We start from the raw sequence: 18,856 nt of genomic DNA, 5'->3' as shown, positions 1-18,856 counted from the left end.
ATGTCCGGGTAGACCCTCGTCCCGTCGGGGATTCATCGGGTCCGCTCGTCAATTCGACGAACGACACGGACGCCGTACGACAGCGGCGGCGAAAAAAGAAGGTGCGAGCTCAGGCGCCGGCGCGCTTGGTGCTGATCGGGGTCACCGGGGCCAGCTCGGTGCGCTCGCTGAGCGGCGTCGCCGGGCCGTTGCGCAGCAGCTGACGCCAGCGGCCGCGGTGGTAGGACGCCGGCTGGGTCGAGCGGATGAAGTCGTTGACGATCTTCACGAACCGCTCCGGGTGGTCCTTGTGCGGGAAGTGACCCGAGTTGCCGAGCACCTCGACGACCGCGCCGGGCGCCACGGCCGAGGCGGTCTTCGCGTGGCTGACCGGGATCACCCGGTCGTCGCTCCCCCACACGATCAGCATCGGCATCGCCTGGGTGAGGTAGGCACGGTCGACCATCGTGACCAGCTGCCCGCGGGTGTCGACCACGGCGCGCACGACGTGGGAGATCGCCTTGCGAGAGCGCGGGTCGCGGAAGGACTCGTAGATGCCGGCGACCTCGTCGAGGTCGTGGGTCAGGGTGAGCCCGGTGCGCGCCAGGGCGTGCAGGCCGGCCTTGCCCGCGTGCCGGATGCCCGGGAGCGTCAGCAGGGCCATCACCTGGTTGAAGCCCGGGAGCGACACCGCGCGGATGAGGGGGGTCACCTCGGGTCCGAGGCCGCCCGGCGCGACCAGGATGATCCGCTCGGTGCGCTCGGGGAACTGGTAGCCGAACTGCATGGCGACCCCGCCACCGAGGCTGTGGCCGACCACCGTCGCCTTGTCGATGTTGAGCACCGTGAGCAGGTCGCGCATCCCATTCGCGTAGCCGCCGACCGAGTAGTCCGCGCGCGGCTTGTCGCTGGCCCCGTGGCCGAGCAGGTCCGGCGCGATCACGGTGTACTTCTTCGCGAGCTGCCGGATGACCGGGTCCCACGTCCGGTGGTCGCAGCCGAGGCCGTGGAGCAGGAGCAGCGCCGGTCCGGTGCCCATCTTCACGAAGGCACGCCGGTGGCCGTGGATCGTGACCTTCTGGACCTCGATCGGCTCGGTCAAGGCGACTCCTGTCGTCGTCCCCGGCGGGCCCGGAGTAGCTGCAGTCAACCAGACCGACACCCGGAATTTCCTGCACCGCAAGGGAAAAGTCCCGACCTGTGGGCAGATCTCGCGTCGTGCTGTGACGGGAGGGGCTGGTGGGATCAGCGCCCCGCGGTGCGATGCTGGACCTGTGAAGCGGCGGCGCGTGGACAAGTTCCGGATCGTGACGTTCGTGCAGCGGCGGCTGGTCAACCCGGTCGTGCGAGCCCTGCTCGAGCGCGGCGTCGGTGTGCCCGGCTACGCCCTGCTCGAGACCGTCGGGCGGCGGACCGGCCAGGCCCGACGCACGCCGGTCGGCGACGGACTGGAGGGCTCGACCTTCTGGATCGTCTCGGAGCACGGCCGCCGGTCGGCGTACGTGCGCAACATCGAGGCGAACCCGCGCGTCCGTGTCCGGGTCCGCGGTCGCTGGCGCAGCGGCACGGCGCACCTCCTGCCCGACGACGACCCGCGCGAGCGGCAGCGCCTGCTCAGCCGTCGGCTGGCCGCCCGGATCAACGCCGCCTCGGTACGCCGTCTCGGGACGGACCTGCTCACGGTGCGAATCGACCTCGACGACTGAGCAATTCCCACAACGGACGCCCTAGAGTCGTTCCGTGTCCATCCCCGCATCCCCCGCCTCCCCCGCGTCGCGTCCACGCACGCGGGCGCAGATCGCGCAGCGGCTGACCCGGGCCAGCGGAGCCCTGAGCTCGGCGGCCCTGAGCCGTATGGAGAAGGACATGCCCTGGGTGGTCCAGCTGCCCGCCGAGGACCGCTCGTGGATCGGGCTGATCCTGCAGGCGGGCATCAAGTCGTTCATCGACTGGTTCCGCCACGGAGAGGGCGCCGCACCGATCACCGCCGAGGTGTTCGGCGCGGCACCGCGTGCTCTCGCCGGGGACATCAGCCTGGAGCAGACCGTCGCGATGGTCCGGCTCTCGATCGTCGTCGTGGACGAGAACCTCGACGAGGTGCTCGGCCAGGCCGATGCCGACGCCGTACGACCTGCTCTGAACAAGTACGCCCGCGAGATCGCCTTCGCCACCGCCGAGGTCTACGCGCGGGCTGCCGAGCAGCGCGGGGCCTGGGACGCACGGCTGGAGGCGCTCGTCGTCGACTCGCTGCTCCGGGGCGAGGGCGACGACACCATCTCGTCGAGGGCGAGCGCCCTGGGATGGGACGGCTCCGGCCACGTGGTGGTGATGGCCGGTGGGCTCGGCGAGGGCTCGGCCCTCGAGCACGTCCGCCGGATCGCCCACGACCGCAAGCTGGACTGCCTGTGCGCCGTGCAGGGCGATCGCCTGGTCGTGGTCCTCGGCGGCGTCGACCGCACCGGGCAACCCGCGCAGCGCGTGGCGGACGCGTTCGCCGACGGAGCCGTGGTGATCGGGCCGGTGGTCGACTCGCTCACCGACGCGAGGATCTCCGCGGACGCCGCGCTCTCGGCCCTCAAGGTCGCCCACGGCTGGGTGGACGCACCCCGACCCGTGCACGCCGACGACCTCCTGCCCGAGCGGGCACTCGCCGGTGACGCGACCGCCCGCCAGGCCCTGGTCGAGCAGGTGCACCGCCCGCTGATCGCCGCCGGAGCCACGGTGCTCGAGACCCTGGAGACCTACCTCGCCCAGGGGGCGTCGATCGAGGCGACCGCCCGCGCCCTGTTCGTGCACCCGAACACGGTCCGCTACCGGCTCAAGCACGTGGTCGAGGCGACCGGGCTGAGCCCTGCCAACGCCCGGGACTCCTACGTGCTCCGGCTGGCGCTGACCGTCGGTCGTCTGACCGAGCGCGGTTTGTAGGGTTCCTACAAAATCCGGTGACCTGATTTCGTGCATTGCGGAGTCCGCACCGCCGGCCCTCGTCCGCGAGAGTGGAGTGGTGCTGATCATCGTCGCTCCCGGACAGGGAGCCCAGACTCCCGGTTTCCTCGCCCCGTGGCTCGAGGACCCGACGTTTGCCGAGCGACTCCACTGGATGTCGGTCGTCGCGGGCATCGACCTGGCCCACTACGGCACCGAGGCGGATGCCGAGACGATCCGCGACACCGCGATCGCCCAGCCGCTGCTGGTCGCGTCCGCCATGGTCTCGGCGCTCTCGCTCTTCCCGCATCCCGCCGACGCGTTCGGCAAGATCGGCGCCGTGGCCGGGCACAGCGTCGGCGAGCTCGCGGCCGCCGCCGGTGCCCGCGCGATCAGCGGTGAGCAGGCGATGGTGCTGGTCCGCGAGCGCGGGAAGGCGATGGCCCAGGCCGCGGCGGCGACCCCGACCGGCATGACGGCCGTGCTGGGCGGCGACGCCGAGGAGGTCCAGGCCGCCCTCGCGAAGCACGGGCTCACGGCGGCGAACGTCAACGCCACCGGCCAGATCGTCGCGGCGGGCACGCTGGAGCAGCTCGAGGCCCTGGCGGCCGAGCCGCCGGCCAAGGCCCGGCTGATGCCGTTGTCCGTCGCCGGGGCGTTCCACACCGAGCACATGGCGCCCGCGGTCGGCGTGCTGGCCGAGCTCGCCAAGGCGGTCTCGACCCACGACCCGCGCACCCCGCTGATCTCCAACCGCGACGGCAAGATCGTGCACGACGGTCGCGACGTCGTACGCCGCATCGTCACGCAGGTCGCGAACCCGGTGCGCTGGGACCTCTGCATGGAGACCATGCGCGACCTGGGCGTCACCGGGATCCTCGAGATGCCTCCCGCGGGCACGCTCACCGGCATCGCCAAGCGGGCCCTGCCCGGTGTCGAGACCTTCGCGCTGAAGACCCCCGACCAGCTCGACGCGGCTCGGGACTTCGTCGACAAGCACGGCACCCAGTCGGCGCTCGACGTCAACCCCACCTGGCGCTTGCTCGTCTCGCCGTCCAAGGGCACGTTCGCCCGTGCGGCCGGGGACGAGGGCGACTCGCTGGCACCGGCGAGCACGATCGGAACCGTGCGCTCGACCCGCGACGAGACCGCAGTCTACGCACCCCACGGCGGCACGATCGTCGAGTGGCTGGTCGAGGACGGCGACCTGGTCTCCCCCGGGCAGCCCCTGGTCCGTCTGCACCCCGAGGGCGTCTCGGCATGAGCGAGGCCACCTCCGATCTCGGCCAGGGCTCCACCCTGCGACACAGCGCCGTGCTCGGCCTCGGCCTGCACCGCGCGAGCCGGGTGGTGCCGAATGCAGAGATCGTGGACGCGATCGACTCCAGCGACGAGTGGATCCAGCAGCGCTCCGGCATCATCGAGCGGCGCTGGGCGACGCCGGAGGAGACGGTGCAGGCGATGTCGGTGAGCGCCGCGCGCGAAGCGCTCGAGGACGCCGGCGTCCTTCCGGGCCAGGTCGACTGCGTGATCGTCGCGACCGTGTCGCACATGATGCAGACGCCGGCGGTCGCCGCGGCCGTGGCCCACGAGCTCGGCAGCAACGCTGCGGCGTTCGACATCTCGGCGGCGTGCGCCGGGTTCTGCCACGGGCTCGCGCTGGCCTCCGACCTGGTGCGCGCAGGCTCCGCCACCCACGTGCTCGTCATCGGGGTCGAGCGGCTCTCCGACATCACCGACCCCCACGACCGGGGCACGGCGTTCATCTTCGCCGACGGGGCCGGCGCCGCCGTCGTGGGTCCCTCGGACCAGCCCGGCATCGGTCCGGTGGTGTGGGGCAGCGACGGCGAGCAGTACGACCTGATCCGGCAGAAGGAGGACTGGCGCGAGGTGGTCGCGGCCGGCTCCACGTCGATGCCGCACCTGGTGATGCAGGGCAACGCGGTGTTCCGCTGGGCGGCGTACACGATGGCGAAGATCGCCGAGGAGACGCTCGCCCGCACCGGCATCTCGGTCGACGAGCTCGACGTCTTCGTCCCCCACCAGGCCAACATGCGGATCATCGACGCGATGGCGCGCTCGATGAAGCTCCCCGAGCACGTCACCGTCGCTCGTGACATCGCCCACCAGGGCAACGCCTCCGCGGCGTCCATCCCGCTCGCCCTGCGCCAGCTGGTCCTCGACGGTGAGGCCCGGTCCGGCGACAAGGCGTTGCTGATCGCCTTCGGCGCAGGGCTCTCCTACGCCGCCCAGGTGATCCGCGTCCCCTGAACGACCACTCGCCCACCCGCCCGCAAGCAGCCGACCCCCGGCACCCAACGAGAGGAACCAGCCACATGGCCAGCACCGAAGAGATCCGCGCCGAGCTCGCCGAGATCGTGAACGAGGTCACCGGCATCCCCGCCGAAGACGTCCAGCTCGACAAGTCGTTCACCGACGACCTCGACGTGGACTCGCTGTCGATGGTGGAGGTCGTGGTCGCCGCCGAGGAGAAGTTCTCCGTGCGGATCCCCGACGATGCCGTGAAGGACCTCAAGACCGTCGGCGACGCCGTGTCGTACATCGAGAAGGCCCAGGCTGCCGCCTGAGCTTCCCCTCTGGGAGGAACTGCACGATGAGCCGTAGAAGAGTCGTTGTGACCGGGCTGGGGCTGACCAGCCCCGTCGGTGGAGACGTCGCCAGCTCGTGGGAGGCCCTGCTCGCCGGCAAGTCCGGCGTGCGGCACCTCACCGCGGACTGGGCGCAGGACCTGCCGGTGCAGATCGCCGCCACCGCGGCGGTCGAGCCGACCGACGTGCTCGACCGGGTCAAGGCCCGGCGGCTCGACCGGTCGGCCCAGTTCGCCATGGTCGCTGCCATGGAGGCCTGGGCCGATTCAGGCCTCGCCGACGGCGGGGTCGACCCCGAACGGCTCGGCGTCGCGATGGCGTCCGGCATCGGCGGCGTCACGACGCTGCTGGCCAACTACGACGCGCTCAAGGAGAAGGGTCCGCGCCGGGTGTCTCCGCTCGCGGTCCCGATGCTGATGCCGAACGCTCCGGCCGCGAACGTCGGCCTGTACGTCGGCGCGAAGGCGGCCGTCAACACCCCGGTCTCCGCGTGCGCCTCCGGCAACGAGGGCATCGCGCTGGGCACCGACCAGATCCGGCTCGGCCGTGCCGACGTCGTCCTGGCCGGCGGCACCGAGGCCGCGATCCACCCGCTGCCGATCGCGGCGTTCGCGAACATGATGGCGCTGTCCAAGACCGGCAGCGGCGAGAGCGACGCCGACCCGACGACCGTGTCCCGGCCGTGGGACGTGGCTCGTGACGGCTTCGTGCTCGGCGAGGGCGCGGGCGTGCTGGTGCTCGAGGAGCTCGAGCACGCAAGGGCGCGCGGCGCGACGATCTACGCCGAGGTGCTGGGCACCGGCATCACCGCCGACTCCCACGACATCGCCCAGCCCGACCCGGAGGGTCGCGGCGGCTCGCGAGCGATCCTCCGCACGCTCGAGGACGCCGGCATCTCCCCCGGCGACATCGCGCACGTCAACGCCCACGCGACCTCCACGCCGCAGGGCGACATCGCCGAGGGGCTGATGATCCACGCGACGCTCGGCAAGTACGCCGACGAGGTGGTCGTCACGAGCACCAAGTCGATGACCGGGCACCTGCTCGGCGGCGCCGGAGCGCTCGAGTCGATCGCCACCGTGCTCGCGATCCGCCACCGCGTGGCGCCGCCCACGATCAACCTCGACAACCTCGACCCGGCGGTCGAGCTCGACATCCCGACCACGGCACGCGACCTGCGCGCCGGCGACATCGCGGCGCTGAACAACTCGTTCGGGTTCGGCGGCGCCAACGTCGCGGTCGCCTTCGGGAGCATCTGAGATGACCCAGGCACCCGAGAAGCCGGTCGCGACCACCGCCAAGCCCCCGCGTGAGGAGGACCCTCGCCACCCGCTGCAGCGGCTGGCCGCGCTGTTCGACGACGGGCAGTTCGAGGCGATCTCCCCGGTCGACGACTCCGGCATGCTCGCGGCGATCGGGCGCACCCACGGCAAGACCGTGGTCGCCTTCTGCTCCGACCCGACGGTCATGGGCGGCGCGATGGGCCACGACGGCTGCAAGGTGGTCGTCCAGGCCTACCAGCGCGCGCTCACCGACCGGGTGCCGATCATCGGACTCTGGCACTCCGGGGGCGCCCGGCTGGCCGAGGGCGTGCTCTCGCTGCACGCCGTGGGGCTGATCTTCCACGCGATGACCAAGGCGTCCGGGGTGATCCCGCAGATCTCCGTCGTCCTCGGCGCGGCGGCCGGCGGCGCGGCGTACGGGCCGGCCCTGACCGACGTGGTGATCCTCGGCCCCGAGGGCCGGATCTTCGTGACCGGGCCCGACGTGGTCCGCTCGGTGACCGGCGAGGACGTCGACATGCTGCGGCTGGGCGGCCCGGAGCCGCACGGCCGGCGCTCCGGTGTCGTCCACGTGCTCACCGACTCCGAGGCGGAGGCCCTCGAGCGGGCGCGCACGATCGCGCACCTGCTGGGCTCCCAGGGCACGCTCGACGTCGATGCGGTCCAGGACATCGACCTCGGCGGCCTGCTGCCCGAGTCCACCAAGCGCGCGTACGACGTGCACCCGCTGGTCGAGCACGTCCTCGACGAGGGCACCGCCGTCGAGCTGCACGCCCGGTGGGCCCCGAACATCGTCACCGCCCTGGGTCGCTTCGGCGGCCGCACCACCGGCGTGGTCGCGAACAACCCCCTGCGCCTCGGCGGCTGCCTGGACTCGCTCTCGGCGGAGAAGGCCTCCCGCTTCGTGCGCATGTGTGACGCCTTCGGCATCCCGCTGATCGTGCTCGTCGACGTGCCCGGCTACCTGCCGGGCGTCGGCCAGGAGTGGGACGGCGTCGTGCGTCGCGGCGCGAAGCTGCTGCACGCCTTCGGCGAGTGCGTGGTGCCGCGGGTGACCGTGGTGACGCGCAAGACCTACGGCGGTGCCTACATCGCGATGAACGCCCGCTCCCTCGGTGCGACCCGCGTGTTCGCGTGGCCGGGTGCCGAGGTCGCGGTGATGGGCGCCGTCGCGGCGGTGCGCATCCTCCACCGGCGCAAGCTCGCCGAGGTCGCGCCCGAGATCCGGGCGCAGGTCGAGGCCGAGCTCGCCGAGGAGCACGCCCGGCTCGCCGGAGGGATCGACAAGGCGATCGAGATCGGCGTCGTCGACGAGGTCGTGCAGCCCGCTGCGACCCGCTCGGCGATCGCCCGCGCGATCGCCGACTCCGGCCTCGTCGCCCGCGGCGCGCACGGCAACATCCCGCTCTGACCCGTGCCCTCGTGAGCAGTGTTCCGGCGCCCTGAGGGGCGCCGGAACCGCCCCCGCCCTCCCCGCTGCGGAGGGCCGCATTCGGCCCGCGTCCAGGTGGACTAGACCGGAGCGTGGAACGCGGCCCGATCGCGCGTGACCTGAACCCTGGGGTCTCGTTGGCGGATGCAGAGGCCTTCTGCACTCGGCGCTGGCCATTCGAGGGAGATCGACGTGAAGTCCAAGCTCAGGATTCTCGCGGTGGGGGTCGTTTCCGCGCTGGCCGCATCCATGGCCGCCGTCCCCGCACACGCCGCGGCCCCCGACTACGCCTACGGGGGCACCGCCGGCGGCACCCAGATCACGGCGGTGGGCACCACCATCAGCTCGAGCGCGACGGCCCAGTCGGCCCTGTTCGGCTTCCAGCCCGGCCAGTCGACCAACAAGATCGCCTCCGTGTACGTCGGTGGCCTGGCCCAGGTCGGCGCCGTGACCACCGACGTGACCGCGACGAGCCAGGGCAACGGGTTCCAGGTCGTCTCGCACGCCCGCACGGCCAACGTCTCCCTCCTCGGCGGTGCCATCAAGGTCCAGGCCGTGGACACCACGAGCACCGCTGCCGCCGACGACTCCGCTCCGGCCACCGCGGGCACCACGACGAAGTTCCTCGGGCTGACCATCGGCGGCAAGACCTACCCCGTGGACGTCGGGCCCAACACCGGCGTGACCATCCCGGGCGTGGCGAGCGTGACCATCAACGCCCAGCACACCGCGGTCAACGGCCAGACCGCCGTCACCACGGGTGCCGGCCTCATCGTGACCCTGCTCGCGCCGCGAGGCGGAGCGGCCGCCGGCGCGGTGATCATGCTGAACCCGGTGTTCGCCGACGTGCAGCCGGCCCACCCCGACAACCCCGACGCTCCGAGCCTCGGTGGCCTCGCGTACACCGCCTACGTCCAGGCGCACGCCGGCACGCAGGTCAAGGCCGAGACCGGCCGGCTTGCCTCGGTGGCCCAGCCGCTCGCCGGCACGGGTGGCCAGACGCTGAACAACCACCTCGCCAACGCCTACGTCGCGGGGGTGCTGAACCTCGGCGTGATGGACTCCTACGTCACCGGCGTCACGACCGCCAGCTACGCGAAGTCCGAGCTCCTGACCCGGACCGCGCGGTTGAGCCTGTTCGGCGGCCTGATCCAGGCCGGCGCGATCGGGTCGACGTCGAAGGTGGAGATGGTCGGCGACCAGTTCACCGAGACCGGCGCCTTCCAGTTCGTGAACCTGAAGATCGCGGGCAAGACGATCCCCGTCGACGTGGGGCCGAACACCTCGATCCACATCGCGAACCTCGGCACGGTGACGATCAACGAGCAGAAGTCGGTCGCGATCGACGGCTTCGTGCACGGCTTCCAGGTGATCGGTCTGCACATCACGCTGGACACCGCGCGGGCCGGGCTCCCGATCGGTGCCGAGATCCAGGTGGCCACCAGCCAGGCGCTGATCTGGCGCTGAGGCAGAGCAGGTCCCAAGACAACAGGGTCACCGCCTTCTGGCGGTGACCCTGTTGCTCTTGCGGGTGTTTCCTGCGTGATGGTGCGGTCGGCGATCCGATCCCTGATGGGGGGCGGGGGGCGGGGATCAGACCACCTGGTGCAGCCATCGGACCGGTGCGCCGTCGCCGGCGTACCGGAAGGTCTCGAGCTCGTCGTCCCACGGCTTGCCGAGGAGCTTGTCGATCTCCAGCTCGAGCGTGGTGTCCCCGAGCGCGGCCTTGATCACGGCGGCCTTGAGCCGGTCCTCCGGGATCATCAGGTCGCCGTGCAGGCCGGTGACGGCGTGGAACACGCCCAGGTCGGGGGTGTAGGAGTAGCGGGCGCCCTCGGTCGAGGGGGTCGCCTCCTCGGTGATCTCGAAGCGGAGCTGGTTCCAGCCGCGCAGGGCCGAGGCCACCGCGGCAGCCGTGCCGGAGTCGCCGGCCCAGGAGTACTCGGCCCGGTAGGTGCCGGCCTGGGCGGCTTGCGGGGTCCACTCGAGGTTCACGGCAACGCCGAGCACGCCGCCCACGGCCCACTCGACGTGCGGGCACAGCGCGGACGGCGCCGAGTGGATGTACAGGACTCCACGGGTCGCATTGCGGGTCACTTCGGCCTCCTTGCTCCGGCGTTGAGCTACGCCTTCCCCAGCGGGCTCGCAGAGCAGGTGGTGCCATGTGACAGGTGTGCACTTGTGTTCACATTGTGGCCCATGGCGCGCACGGAAGCCAGCGGAACACGATTTTCGGGTGGTTCAGCGCTTGCGGGTCGCGGCCTTCCGCGGTGAGCGGGCGGCGGCCTTGCGCGGGCCGAGGTCCATCAGCTCCTCGAGGACCTCGGTGGCCACCCCCATGCCGCCGAGGTGGGACTCGCCGTGGATCGTCTCGAACCGGCAGTCCGGCAGCCGCGAGGCCAGGTGCACGCCGTGGGCGTGCGGGATGATGTGGTCGCTGTCCCCGTGCCACCAGCGCACCGGCACCGTGACGTCGGCGGCGTCGAAGCCCCACGGTCGCGTGAACAGGATGATGTCGGCCAGCGGAGCCCCGACGTGGAACCGCGCGCCGTTGAGGAGGTCGTCGAGGAACATCGCCCGGAACTCCGGCCGGGCGAGCAGCTCCTTGTCACCACGCGGCTGCAGCGCGGCGTAGGTGTCGATCGCGGGGCCGGCGAGCGGGCGGATCAGCCGGATCGCCCCGGCGAGCACGTAGCCGAGCGGGATCCGGGTCAGGGACAGCACCGGGGCGGCGTACGGTGCGAGCTCGACGAGGCCACCGCGGATCGCGTCGGGACCCTTCGTCGGGGCGACTCCCCCGAGGACGCCGACCCCGTGCACCCGATCCGGGAGCGCCGCTCCCGCAGCGAGCGCGTAGGGGCCTCCGCCGGAGAGCCCGATCACCCGCATGGTGTCCACCGCGAGGGCGTCGGCCAGCAGCTCGAGGTCGCCGACCCAGTCCAGGACGTTCGCGTAGAGGTGGGGCGTCGAGGTGCCGATGCCCGGACGGTCGATGCCGATGATCCGCAGGTCGTGCTCGGCGGCGTACGCGCGTGCCTCGACCGGGATCTGACGCCGCCCACCGGGTGTGCCGTGCATCCAGATGATCGCCGCTCCGCGGGGCGCGCCGAACTCGGCGAAGGACAGCCTGCGGCCGTCGCGCACGGCGACGGACCCTTCCAGGCGCGGGCGCTCGATCTCTGCCATGGGAGCCATTGTCCCGCGTGCGGGCGCGAAGTGGAACGTGTTCCAGATCTCGTGCGCGGCCGCTCAGGCGGAGACCGAGCGCACCGCGGCGAGATCGATGATGTTGTCGGGGTTGCGCACGGCCCCGTGCAGCATGCCGTCGGCGCTGATCGGGGGTCCGTCGACGATCGTGGCGACCAGGCAGGTGATGTTGTCGCGGCCGCCCCGCCCCAGCGCCGCGGCGACCAGCGCGCTCACCGCGTCGTCGTCCGGGCGGTCGGCGAGCGTCTCGGCGATCACGGCCTCGTCGACCAGGTCGGTCAGGCCGTCGCTGGCGATCACGACCCGGTCACCGGGCCGCAGGTACAGCTCCAGGATGTCCGGGCCGCCCTTCTCCGAGCCGTTCACGGTGCGGAGCACGACGTTGCGCCACGGGTGGTGCGCGGCCTCCAGCTCGTCCAGTCGCCCCTCGTCGAGCAGCTCCTGGACGTAGGTGTGGTCGCGGGTCACGCGCGTCAGCTCGCCGTCGCGGTAGACGTAGCCGCGGGAGTCCCCGAGGTGGGCAAGGGCGAACCGCGAGCCGTCGGTGACGAGCGCGGTGAGCGTGGTGGCCATGCCGGTGCGGGCCCGGTCGGCGAGCACCCCCGCGTGCACCTGGGCCTGGGCCAGCTCCACCGCGTCGCGCAGGATCGCGGCCGGATCGTCGCCGGCGCGCACCAGCGCGGTGGCCGAGACGGCGTACGCCGTGGTGGCCGAGGCGACCTCGCCGGCTGCTCCCCCGCCGACGCCGTCGGCGACCAGCATGCACGTGGGACCGATGAACCCGGAGTCCTCGTTGTCGGGGCGCACGAGACCGACGTGACTCTCACCCGCGCCGGAGATGCGAAGCATGTCCCCTCCTCACCACGAGAACGCGTTCTGAGCCTCTCACGGTTCCCCGGTGCACCCAAGCACCACGAGGAGGCCCGACCCGCAACAATGGGCGACATGGAATGGCTGCTGCTCGGGATCTCCATCGTGCTGATGGTGGTGTGCGGCGTGTTCGGCGCGGCGGAGTACTCCTTCGTCGCGGTCGACCGGGCGGCGGTCGAGCGGGCCGCGGCCTCCGGGGACCGGGCCGCGATCGGGGTCCGCAAGGCGCTGCGCAGCCTCTCCACCCAGCTCTCCGGGGCGCAGGTCGGGGTGACGATCACCAACCTCGTGATCGGCTTCCTGGCCGAGCCCGCGATCGCCGAGCTGCTGCGCGGCCCCCTCGATGCTGCCGGCCTGCCGCGCGGTGCCGTCACGGGAGTCGCCGTCGGGCTCGCCCTGGTGCTCGCGACCGTGGCGACGATGCTGATCGGGGAGCTGATCCCCAAGAAGGTCGGGATCGCGGTCCCGCTGGAGGCGGCGAAGGCGACTCAAGGCGTGATGCGGTTGTTCACGACCGTCGTGAAGCCGGCGATCAGGGTGCTCAACGGGTCGGCCAACGCGATCGTCCGGGCCGTGGGCGTGGAGCCGCAGGAGGAGCTGCGGTCCGCGCGGTCGTCCGACGAGCTGGCCTCGCTGGCCAGCCGCTCGGCGTCCGAGGGCACGCTCGACGAGGAGACCGCGGCGCTGGTCCAGCGCTCCGTGGCCTTCGGGCCCCGCACGGCAGGCGAGATCATGACGCCGCGGATGCGGATGGCGGTGGTCGACGCCAACGACCCGGTGAGCGAGGTCATCGAGCTGTCGTCGACGACCGGGTTCTCGAAGTTCCCCGTGACCAAGGGCAGCACCGACAACATCGTCGGCTCGGTCCACGTGAAGCAGGCGGTCGCCGTGCCGCGGGCGGACCGGTCGTCGACCCAGGTGCGTGAGGTCATGGTGCCGGCGACGGTGGTTCCCGAGTCCCTGCGCCTCGACCCGCTGCTCTCACTGCTGCGCGGCGAGGGCTTCCAGATGGCGATCGTGTCCGACGAGTACGGCGGCACGGCCGGGGTGGTCACCCTCGAGGACGTCGTCGAGGAGATCGTCGGTGACATCGCCGACGAGCACGACCGCAGCGCCGCCCGCCTGCGCCGGCGCCCCGACGGGTCCTGGATCGTCTCCGGCCTGCTGCGTCCCGACGAGGTGCTCGACGCGACCGGCTTGGCGCTGCCCGAGCACGAGGACTACGACACCGTCGCCGGGCTGCTCGTCCAGCACCTCGGCCGGATCCCCCGGGCCGGCGACGCCGTGGACGTGCCGCTGCCTCCGGTCATCCCGGACGACGACGACGAGGAGCCGGTCCTCGAGCACGCGCACCTGCGCGTCGTACGGATGGACGGGCTGCGGGTCGACCGGATCGCGATCCAGCTGCGCCCCGGCCCGCCCCCGGATCCGCAGGACACGAGCGGCGGTCCGGAGTGAGCACGGGTTGGGCGCTCGCCCTGTCGGTGGTGCTCCTGATGGGCAACGCGTTCTTCGTCGGCGCGGAGTTCGCCCTGGTCTCGGCACGACGCACCAAGGTCGAGCCCCGGGCGCGCGCCGGTTCACGCATGGCGAAGACGACGCTGCGCGCCATGGAGGACCTCACCTCGATCATCGCAGCCGCCCAGTTCGGGATCACGGTGTGCTCCCTGGGCCTGGGCGCGGTGGCCGAGCCGGCCTTCGCCGCACTGCTCGAGCCGGCCTTCCGCGACCTGAACCTGTCGGACGCGTGGCTGCACCCGGTCGCGTTCACCCTCGGGATGTCGGTGGTCGTCTACCTGCACGTCGTGCTCGGAGAGATGGTGCCGAAGAACCTCGCCCTCGCCGGACCCGAGCGCGCGGCCGTGGTCTTCGGCCCGCCCATGGTGGCGATGGTGGCCTTCCTGAAGCCGGTGGTCCGCGGGCTGAACGCGGTCGCCGACGTCGGGGTGCGTCTGCTCCGGATCGAGCCGCGCAGCGACGTCAGCTCGACCTTCACCCACGAGGAGGTCGAGGCCCTCGTCGACGAGTCGCACGCGGAAGGGCTGCTCGAGGAGAGCGAGTACGAGCGGCTCTCCGGCGCGCTCGACTTCACCTCGCGCACCGTGACCGACGTGCTGCTCCCCCGCGACTCGCTGCAGACCGTGACGCGCAGCGCCCGGACGACGGAGGTCGAGGCGATCTGCGCGGAGACCGGGTTCTCACGGTTCCCGGTGGTCGGCGACGACGGCGGGCTGATCGGCTACCTGCACATCAAGGACGTGCTCGAACCCGACCCGCACGGTCGGGCCCAGGTGATCGACCCGACCTGGATCCGGCCGTTCGCCGACGTGCACGCCACCGACACCCTGGTCCAGACCCTGCAACGGCTGCAGTCCCGTGGCGCGCACATGGCCCGGGTCCTCGACGACACCGATCGGGTGCTCGGGGTCGCCACGCTCGAGGACGTGATCGAGGAGCTGGTCGGCGAGATCCGCGACGCAGCCCACCACTGACCGTGGCGGGGGTCGTGGACCGTCAGGCAGCGGAGACGGGCACCGGCTCCACGTGGCCGTCAGGCGCGAGGTAGAGCCCGTCGTCGAAGAGGATCACGCCGTTGCACAGCCGGCACCATCCCTGCTCGGAGTGGTCGGCCACGGTGTGCGCGTGGCAACAGTCGATCGAGCTGGCGTCCGGGCAAGCCGGGGAGTGGTTACACGCCATTGTGTCCTCCCGGGGTCAAGGGCTGAGGTGCTTCTGTCGTCCATGAAACCTCGCTGAAGAGGTTTCATGACGCAGATCGGACATACTGGTTGAAACCTTAGCCATTCTGTGACCTTGAGCACAGGAAGTGGACGACCGTGCCGCGCCTCGAGCGCTAGCGTCCGCGCATGACCTCCGAGGAACACTCTGCCACCGGCTCGGCCCTCGACGAGCCGGCCGCCACCGCGGGTGCGCTCCCGGCTCGGCACCGAGTCGTCCAGTGGGCCACCGGCGGAGTCGGGCGAGCCGCGATCCAGGCCGTGCGCGACCATCCCGAGCTCGACCTGGTGGCGTGCTGGGTGCACTCCTCCGACAAGGTCGGCGTCGACGCCGGGGTGATCGCGGGCATCGAGGCGCTCGGCGTACCGGCGACCGACGACGTCGAGGCGATCCTCGCCCTGGACGCCGACTGCGTCGTCTACGCCCCGCTGCTGCCCGACCCGGCGGAGGTCGCGCGCCTGCTCCGATCGGGAAAGAACGTGGTCACCCCGGTCGGCTGGTTCCACCGCTCGCCCGGCGACGAGGCCCTCGAGGAGGCGGCGCGGGAGGGCGGCAGCACCTTGCACGGCACGGGCATCGACCCGGGCGGCATCAGCGACGTCTTCCCGCTGATGCTCTCGGCGATGTCGTCGGCGACGACGTTCGTGCGGGCCGAGGAGTTCTCCGACATCCGCAGCTACAACGCGCCGGACGTGGTCCGCCAGATCATGTGCTTCGGCGGCACTCCCGAGGCCGCGATGGAAGGACCGATGCTGGGGCTGCTCACCGGCGGGTTCGCCCAGTCGATCCGGCTGATCCTCGACGGCATGGGGTTCGACCCGAGCGCCGAGATCCGCACCTCCCAGCAGGTCGCGGTGGCCACGGAGCCGATCGACTCACCGGCCGGGGTCATCGAGCCCGGGCAGGTCGCCGGCCAGCGGTTCTGCTGGGAGGCGGTGATCGACGACCAGCCGGTGGTGCGGGTGGCGGTCAACTGGCTGATGGGCACCGAGCACCTCGACCCGGCCTGGACGCTGGGTGCGGCCGGCGAGCGCTACGAGATCGAGGTCCAGGGCGACCCGGACCTCTTCGTCACGCTCAAGGGCATGCAGCCCGAGACTCCCGAAGCCGGCTGGGAGCGCAACCCGGGTGTGGTCGCGACGGCCAACCACTGCGTCAACTCGATCCCGTACGTCGTGCGCGCCTACCCCGGGATCCGCACCTACCTCGACCTGCCGGTGATCGCCGGGCGCGCGCACCCGCGCTTCGCCCGACGATCCTGACTCCGACGCTCCCGACCCCGGACATGGCTTTCGCCGGGACGGCCCCCCACGACCATCCCGGCGAAGACCGGTGTGCTGCGAATCAGGCGGTGATCGGCGTGCCGACCTTGGCGGCTGCCACGGCGGCCGACTCGCGGGCCCGCTTGGCGTGCGCCAGCCCGAACAGACCCAGGATCAGCATGAGCCCGGCTCCCAGGAAGGAGGCGATGGCGGCGTAACCGGCGATCGCACCGAGCTTGCCGAAGGCGTAGGCGGTCAGCAGCTCGCCCCGCAGGGTGTTGCCCATGAACAGGGTCTGCCGGAGGCCGGCCAGCTTCTGGCCCTCAGGCGAGGCCTTCTGCGCGTCGGTCATCTGGATGTACTGGCCGCTGACCTCTTCGTAGGTCTTGCCGCCACCGGCCGCGTTCATGTGGACCAGGATGTAGTGGTCGGAGAACGCCTTGGCCTGCGCACCCGTGGTCATCTTCTGGCCGGCGTACTGGTCCAGCGCAGCGTGCTGGGCCTTGGTCTCGAGCTGTGCCTTGGCCGGCATCGTGATGTCCTGCATCGCGAGCTGGTCGTGCACCTGGTTCCCCGCGAAGGAGCTGGCCCAGGTGAGCAGACCGCCCGCAACGAGGAGGACGACCGCGAGGAGCAGGCCGGTCCAGGAGATCAACTTGTCGAGTGTTGCGCGCATTGTCTGCGCCCCCTTCTGATCTTGGCGGGTGTCCGTTTCCCCGCGTTGCAGCCAGCACACCAGCAGAAGGGGGGTCCACCCATGAGGCAAAGGGCCTGTGACCAACGGCCCTACGGCTTCAACTTTCAAGGACCTTTGCGGGCGCTGTACGGGACCTCTCAGCGTCGCGCGGCCCGGGCCGCGAAGGCCTGCACGCTCGCCAGGTCGTAGGACCCGTGGTCGGTTCCGACCCCCTGCGCCACCTGCGCAGCGGTGGCACAGCCGAGCTCGGCCGCCTCGGGAGCCCCCATCCCGAGCGAGATGCCGCGCAGGAACCCCGCGGAGAAGGCGTCCCCGCAGCCGGTGGTGTCGACGACGTCCACGACGTACGCCGGCACCTCGGTCGCTCCCCCGGCATCGACGACCAGCGCCCCGCGAGCGCCCTGGGTGACGGCGACGCAGCCGGCGCCCGCCTCGAGGAGCCGGTGGGCCCCGTCGGCGAGGGACTTCTGGCCCGTGAAGCCCAGGACCTGCTCGTCGTTGGGGAGCAGGAAGTCCGTGTGCGGCAGGCAGTCGGCGATCCACGCGAGCAGGTCGGGGTCACCCGGGGCCAGCACGTCGACGGACGTGGTGCAGCCGAGATCGTGCGCGGCCGCCAGGAGCTCGGCCGCCGCCGGGCCGCCCAGGAACTCCGGTCCGCCGAGGTGCACCTGCCCCAGCCCGGGCACCGAGGCCAGGTCGACGTCGTCGGCCGTGAAGGCGCCGTTCGCGCCGATGCAGTGCCAGGCCGGACGGTCGCCGTTGGGCCGCACCGGCAGCACGCTCGCCGAGGTCTGCACCTCGGGCCTGCGGACCAGCCTGCTCGTGTCCACGCCCTCACGCGCGAGGAGCGCGAGCAACGTGTCGCCGATCGGGTCGACCCCGACGGCTCCGATGCTGTGCACCTGCGCACCGAGGCGGCTCAGGACGATGCCGGTGCCACCCGCGGTGCCGGCGGGAGACATCCGGATGGCGTCGACCAGAGCGCCGTCGGAGCCCGCCGGGATCTGCTCGACCCCGAGGACGTGGGTGTCGAGCACGTGCACGCCGACGACGGCGACGGTCCGGGACGGGCTCATGGCTGATCCTCCTCGCGTGGGGCGGTCTCGGGAGCGGTCGGTGCGGCGCCGTCGCGAGGCGGGCGCGCGCCGTCCGGGCCGGCGGGCCGGCGTACTCCCTCGCGACCGGCGGGGGTCGCGTACTGCCGGAGGTAGGCCGTGACCATCGCGATCCCCTCTCTGATCAGGAACTCGTCGCCCCGACGATCGGTCTCGTAGGCCAGCTGGAAGACCCGGTCACCGATCTCGACCGCGAGCTCGGCGGCCGCGGGCGGCAGGTCCGGCCGGGCCAGGCCGGCGCCGATCGCGAGCTCACGCAGCTCGGCCGCGGTGCGCCGGTTGTGGCGTCGGCCGTAGTCGTGCACCGCGGGGTTGGTGCGGCCCCGCAGCCAGATCTCCATGAAGTCGGCGCGGCGGGCGTAGACCTTGGTGTACGCGCGCATCGTCGTGGCGACGATCGACTCGATCGAGAGCACCTCGAGCTCGGCGAGGTCGGTGCGCACCTGCTCGTCCATCTCCGCGGTGTCGCGCTCCACCAGCGCCAGCAGGATTGCGTCACGGTCGGCGAAGTACTGGTAGAGCGAGGCGACCGGGATGCCCGCCGCCACCGCGATCGAGCGCGTGGTCAGCGCTTCGACGCCGCTGGTCACGACGATCCGCGACGCGGCCTCCAGCACCTTCTCGACGCGCTCGCGCGAGCGGACCTGCGCGGGGCGGCGCCGGCGTCCGGGAACGGCGGGCGAGGGGGTGACACCGGACATGGCGGGACCGTATCATCCGGACCTGAATCTGACACAT

At 71.9% G+C, this 18,856-nt stretch carries 19 protein-coding genes; 11 read left to right on the top strand and 8 right to left on the bottom strand.

From position 1 onward, the window contains the following. Positions 1–109: 109 nt before the first annotated feature. On the bottom strand, positions 110–1,081 hold the full coding sequence (locus EFL26_RS13600) for an alpha/beta hydrolase family protein (RefSeq protein WP_246000180.1): 972 nt from the start codon (positions 1,079–1,081) through the stop codon (positions 110–112). A gap of 172 nt (positions 1,082–1,253) precedes the next feature. Between EFL26_RS13600 and EFL26_RS13595 the strand changes: the two genes are divergently transcribed. The 8 genes from EFL26_RS13595 (at position 1,254) to EFL26_RS13560 (ending at position 9,695) form a co-directional block, all read left to right on the top strand. Then, positions 1,254–1,685 carry a nitroreductase/quinone reductase family protein gene (locus EFL26_RS13595; RefSeq protein WP_123223385.1) on the top strand — a complete coding sequence of 144 codons (432 nt, stop codon included), beginning with the start codon at positions 1,254–1,256 and terminating at the stop codon, positions 1,683–1,685. A gap of 34 nt (positions 1,686–1,719) precedes the next feature. Further along, complete coding sequence (locus EFL26_RS13590) at positions 1,720–2,904, top strand: PucR family transcriptional regulator (RefSeq protein ID WP_246000179.1); 1,185 nt, start codon at positions 1,720–1,722, stop codon at positions 2,902–2,904. Between the two features lie 79 nt (positions 2,905–2,983). Next, positions 2,984–4,168, top strand: a complete 1,185-nt coding sequence (locus EFL26_RS13585) for an acyltransferase domain-containing protein (protein WP_123223814.1) — start codon at positions 2,984–2,986, stop codon at positions 4,166–4,168. After that, a complete protein-coding gene (locus EFL26_RS13580; RefSeq protein WP_123223383.1) occupies positions 4,165–5,175 on the top strand; it encodes a beta-ketoacyl-ACP synthase III in 1,011 nt (336 codons plus the stop codon). Before EFL26_RS13585 ends, EFL26_RS13580 begins: the two co-directional genes overlap by 4 nt. Positions 5,176–5,240: 65 nt before the next feature. After that, positions 5,241–5,492, top strand: a complete 252-nt coding sequence (locus EFL26_RS13575) for an acyl carrier protein (RefSeq protein WP_123223382.1) — start codon at positions 5,241–5,243, stop codon at positions 5,490–5,492. 26 nt (positions 5,493–5,518) lie between these two features. Then, positions 5,519–6,772 (top strand): beta-ketoacyl-[acyl-carrier-protein] synthase family protein, encoded by a 1,254-nt coding sequence (locus EFL26_RS13570; protein ID WP_123223381.1) that lies wholly within the window; start codon positions 5,519–5,521, stop codon positions 6,770–6,772. A 1-nt stretch (position 6,773) separates the two neighbouring features. Continuing rightward, on the top strand, positions 6,774–8,207 hold the full coding sequence (locus EFL26_RS13565; protein ID WP_123223380.1) for an acyl-CoA carboxylase subunit beta: 1,434 nt from the start codon (positions 6,774–6,776) through the stop codon (positions 8,205–8,207). Between the two features lie 213 nt (positions 8,208–8,420). Next, the gene (locus EFL26_RS13560; RefSeq protein WP_148046711.1) at positions 8,421–9,695 is read left to right on the top strand and encodes a choice-of-anchor P family protein; all 1,275 of its coding nucleotides are present in this window, start codon (positions 8,421–8,423) and stop codon (positions 9,693–9,695) included. 126 nt (positions 9,696–9,821) lie between these two features. Here EFL26_RS13560 and EFL26_RS13555 read toward each other — a convergent pair whose 3' ends face one another. From EFL26_RS13555 to EFL26_RS13545, 3 genes are all read right to left on the bottom strand, one after another. Then, complete coding sequence (locus EFL26_RS13555; RefSeq protein WP_123223378.1) at positions 9,822–10,325, bottom strand: DUF3145 domain-containing protein; 504 nt, start codon at positions 10,323–10,325, stop codon at positions 9,822–9,824. Positions 10,326–10,469: 144 nt separating this feature from the next. Continuing rightward, complete coding sequence (locus EFL26_RS13550) at positions 10,470–11,414, bottom strand: alpha/beta fold hydrolase (RefSeq protein WP_123223377.1); 945 nt, start codon at positions 11,412–11,414, stop codon at positions 10,470–10,472. A 63-nt stretch (positions 11,415–11,477) separates the two neighbouring features. Then, a complete protein-coding gene (locus EFL26_RS13545; RefSeq protein WP_123223376.1) occupies positions 11,478–12,284 on the bottom strand; it encodes a PP2C family protein-serine/threonine phosphatase in 807 nt (268 codons plus the stop codon). Between the two features lie 96 nt (positions 12,285–12,380). Between EFL26_RS13545 and EFL26_RS13540 the strand changes: the two genes are divergently transcribed. Then, complete coding sequence (locus EFL26_RS13540) at positions 12,381–13,763, top strand: hemolysin family protein (protein WP_123223813.1); 1,383 nt, start codon at positions 12,381–12,383, stop codon at positions 13,761–13,763. Beyond that, a complete protein-coding gene (locus EFL26_RS13535; protein WP_123223375.1) occupies positions 13,760–14,797 on the top strand; it encodes a hemolysin family protein in 1,038 nt (345 codons plus the stop codon). The genes EFL26_RS13540 and EFL26_RS13535 overlap by 4 nt, the downstream gene beginning before the upstream one ends. Before the next feature lie 22 nt (positions 14,798–14,819). On the opposite strand, the gene EFL26_RS24910 is transcribed toward EFL26_RS13535, so the two are convergent. Next, the gene (locus EFL26_RS24910) at positions 14,820–15,005 is read right to left on the bottom strand and encodes a DUF5999 family protein (RefSeq protein WP_123223374.1); all 186 of its coding nucleotides are present in this window, start codon (positions 15,003–15,005) and stop codon (positions 14,820–14,822) included. A gap of 167 nt (positions 15,006–15,172) precedes the next feature. On the opposite strand from EFL26_RS24910, the gene EFL26_RS13525 reads away from it, so the two are divergent. After that, positions 15,173–16,306, top strand: coding sequence for an NAD(P)H-dependent amine dehydrogenase family protein (locus tag EFL26_RS13525; RefSeq protein ID WP_123223373.1), 1,134 nt, complete (start codon positions 15,173–15,175; stop codon positions 16,304–16,306). An 82-nt stretch (positions 16,307–16,388) separates the two neighbouring features. Here EFL26_RS13525 and EFL26_RS13520 read toward each other — a convergent pair whose 3' ends face one another. From EFL26_RS13520 to EFL26_RS13510, 3 genes are all read right to left on the bottom strand, one after another. Continuing rightward, entirely contained in the window at positions 16,389–16,982 is a 594-nt protein-coding gene (locus tag EFL26_RS13520; RefSeq protein WP_123223372.1) for a hypothetical protein, read from the bottom strand. A gap of 158 nt (positions 16,983–17,140) precedes the next feature. Then, entirely contained in the window at positions 17,141–18,079 is a 939-nt protein-coding gene (locus tag EFL26_RS13515) for a carbohydrate kinase family protein (protein ID WP_123223371.1), read from the bottom strand. Beyond that, positions 18,076–18,819 carry a TetR/AcrR family transcriptional regulator gene (locus EFL26_RS13510; RefSeq protein ID WP_123223370.1) on the bottom strand — a complete coding sequence of 248 codons (744 nt, stop codon included), beginning with the start codon at positions 18,817–18,819 and terminating at the stop codon, positions 18,076–18,078. Before EFL26_RS13510 ends, EFL26_RS13515 begins: the two co-directional genes overlap by 4 nt. Between the last annotated feature and the right edge of the window lie 37 nt (positions 18,820–18,856).

Source organism: Nocardioides pocheonensis (genome assembly GCF_003725535.1).
Taxonomy (GTDB): domain Bacteria; phylum Actinomycetota; class Actinomycetes; order Propionibacteriales; family Nocardioidaceae; genus Marmoricola; species Marmoricola pocheonensis.
Note: the sequence above shows the minus strand (reverse complement) of the source record. Positions and strands in the feature narration are given on the sequence as shown.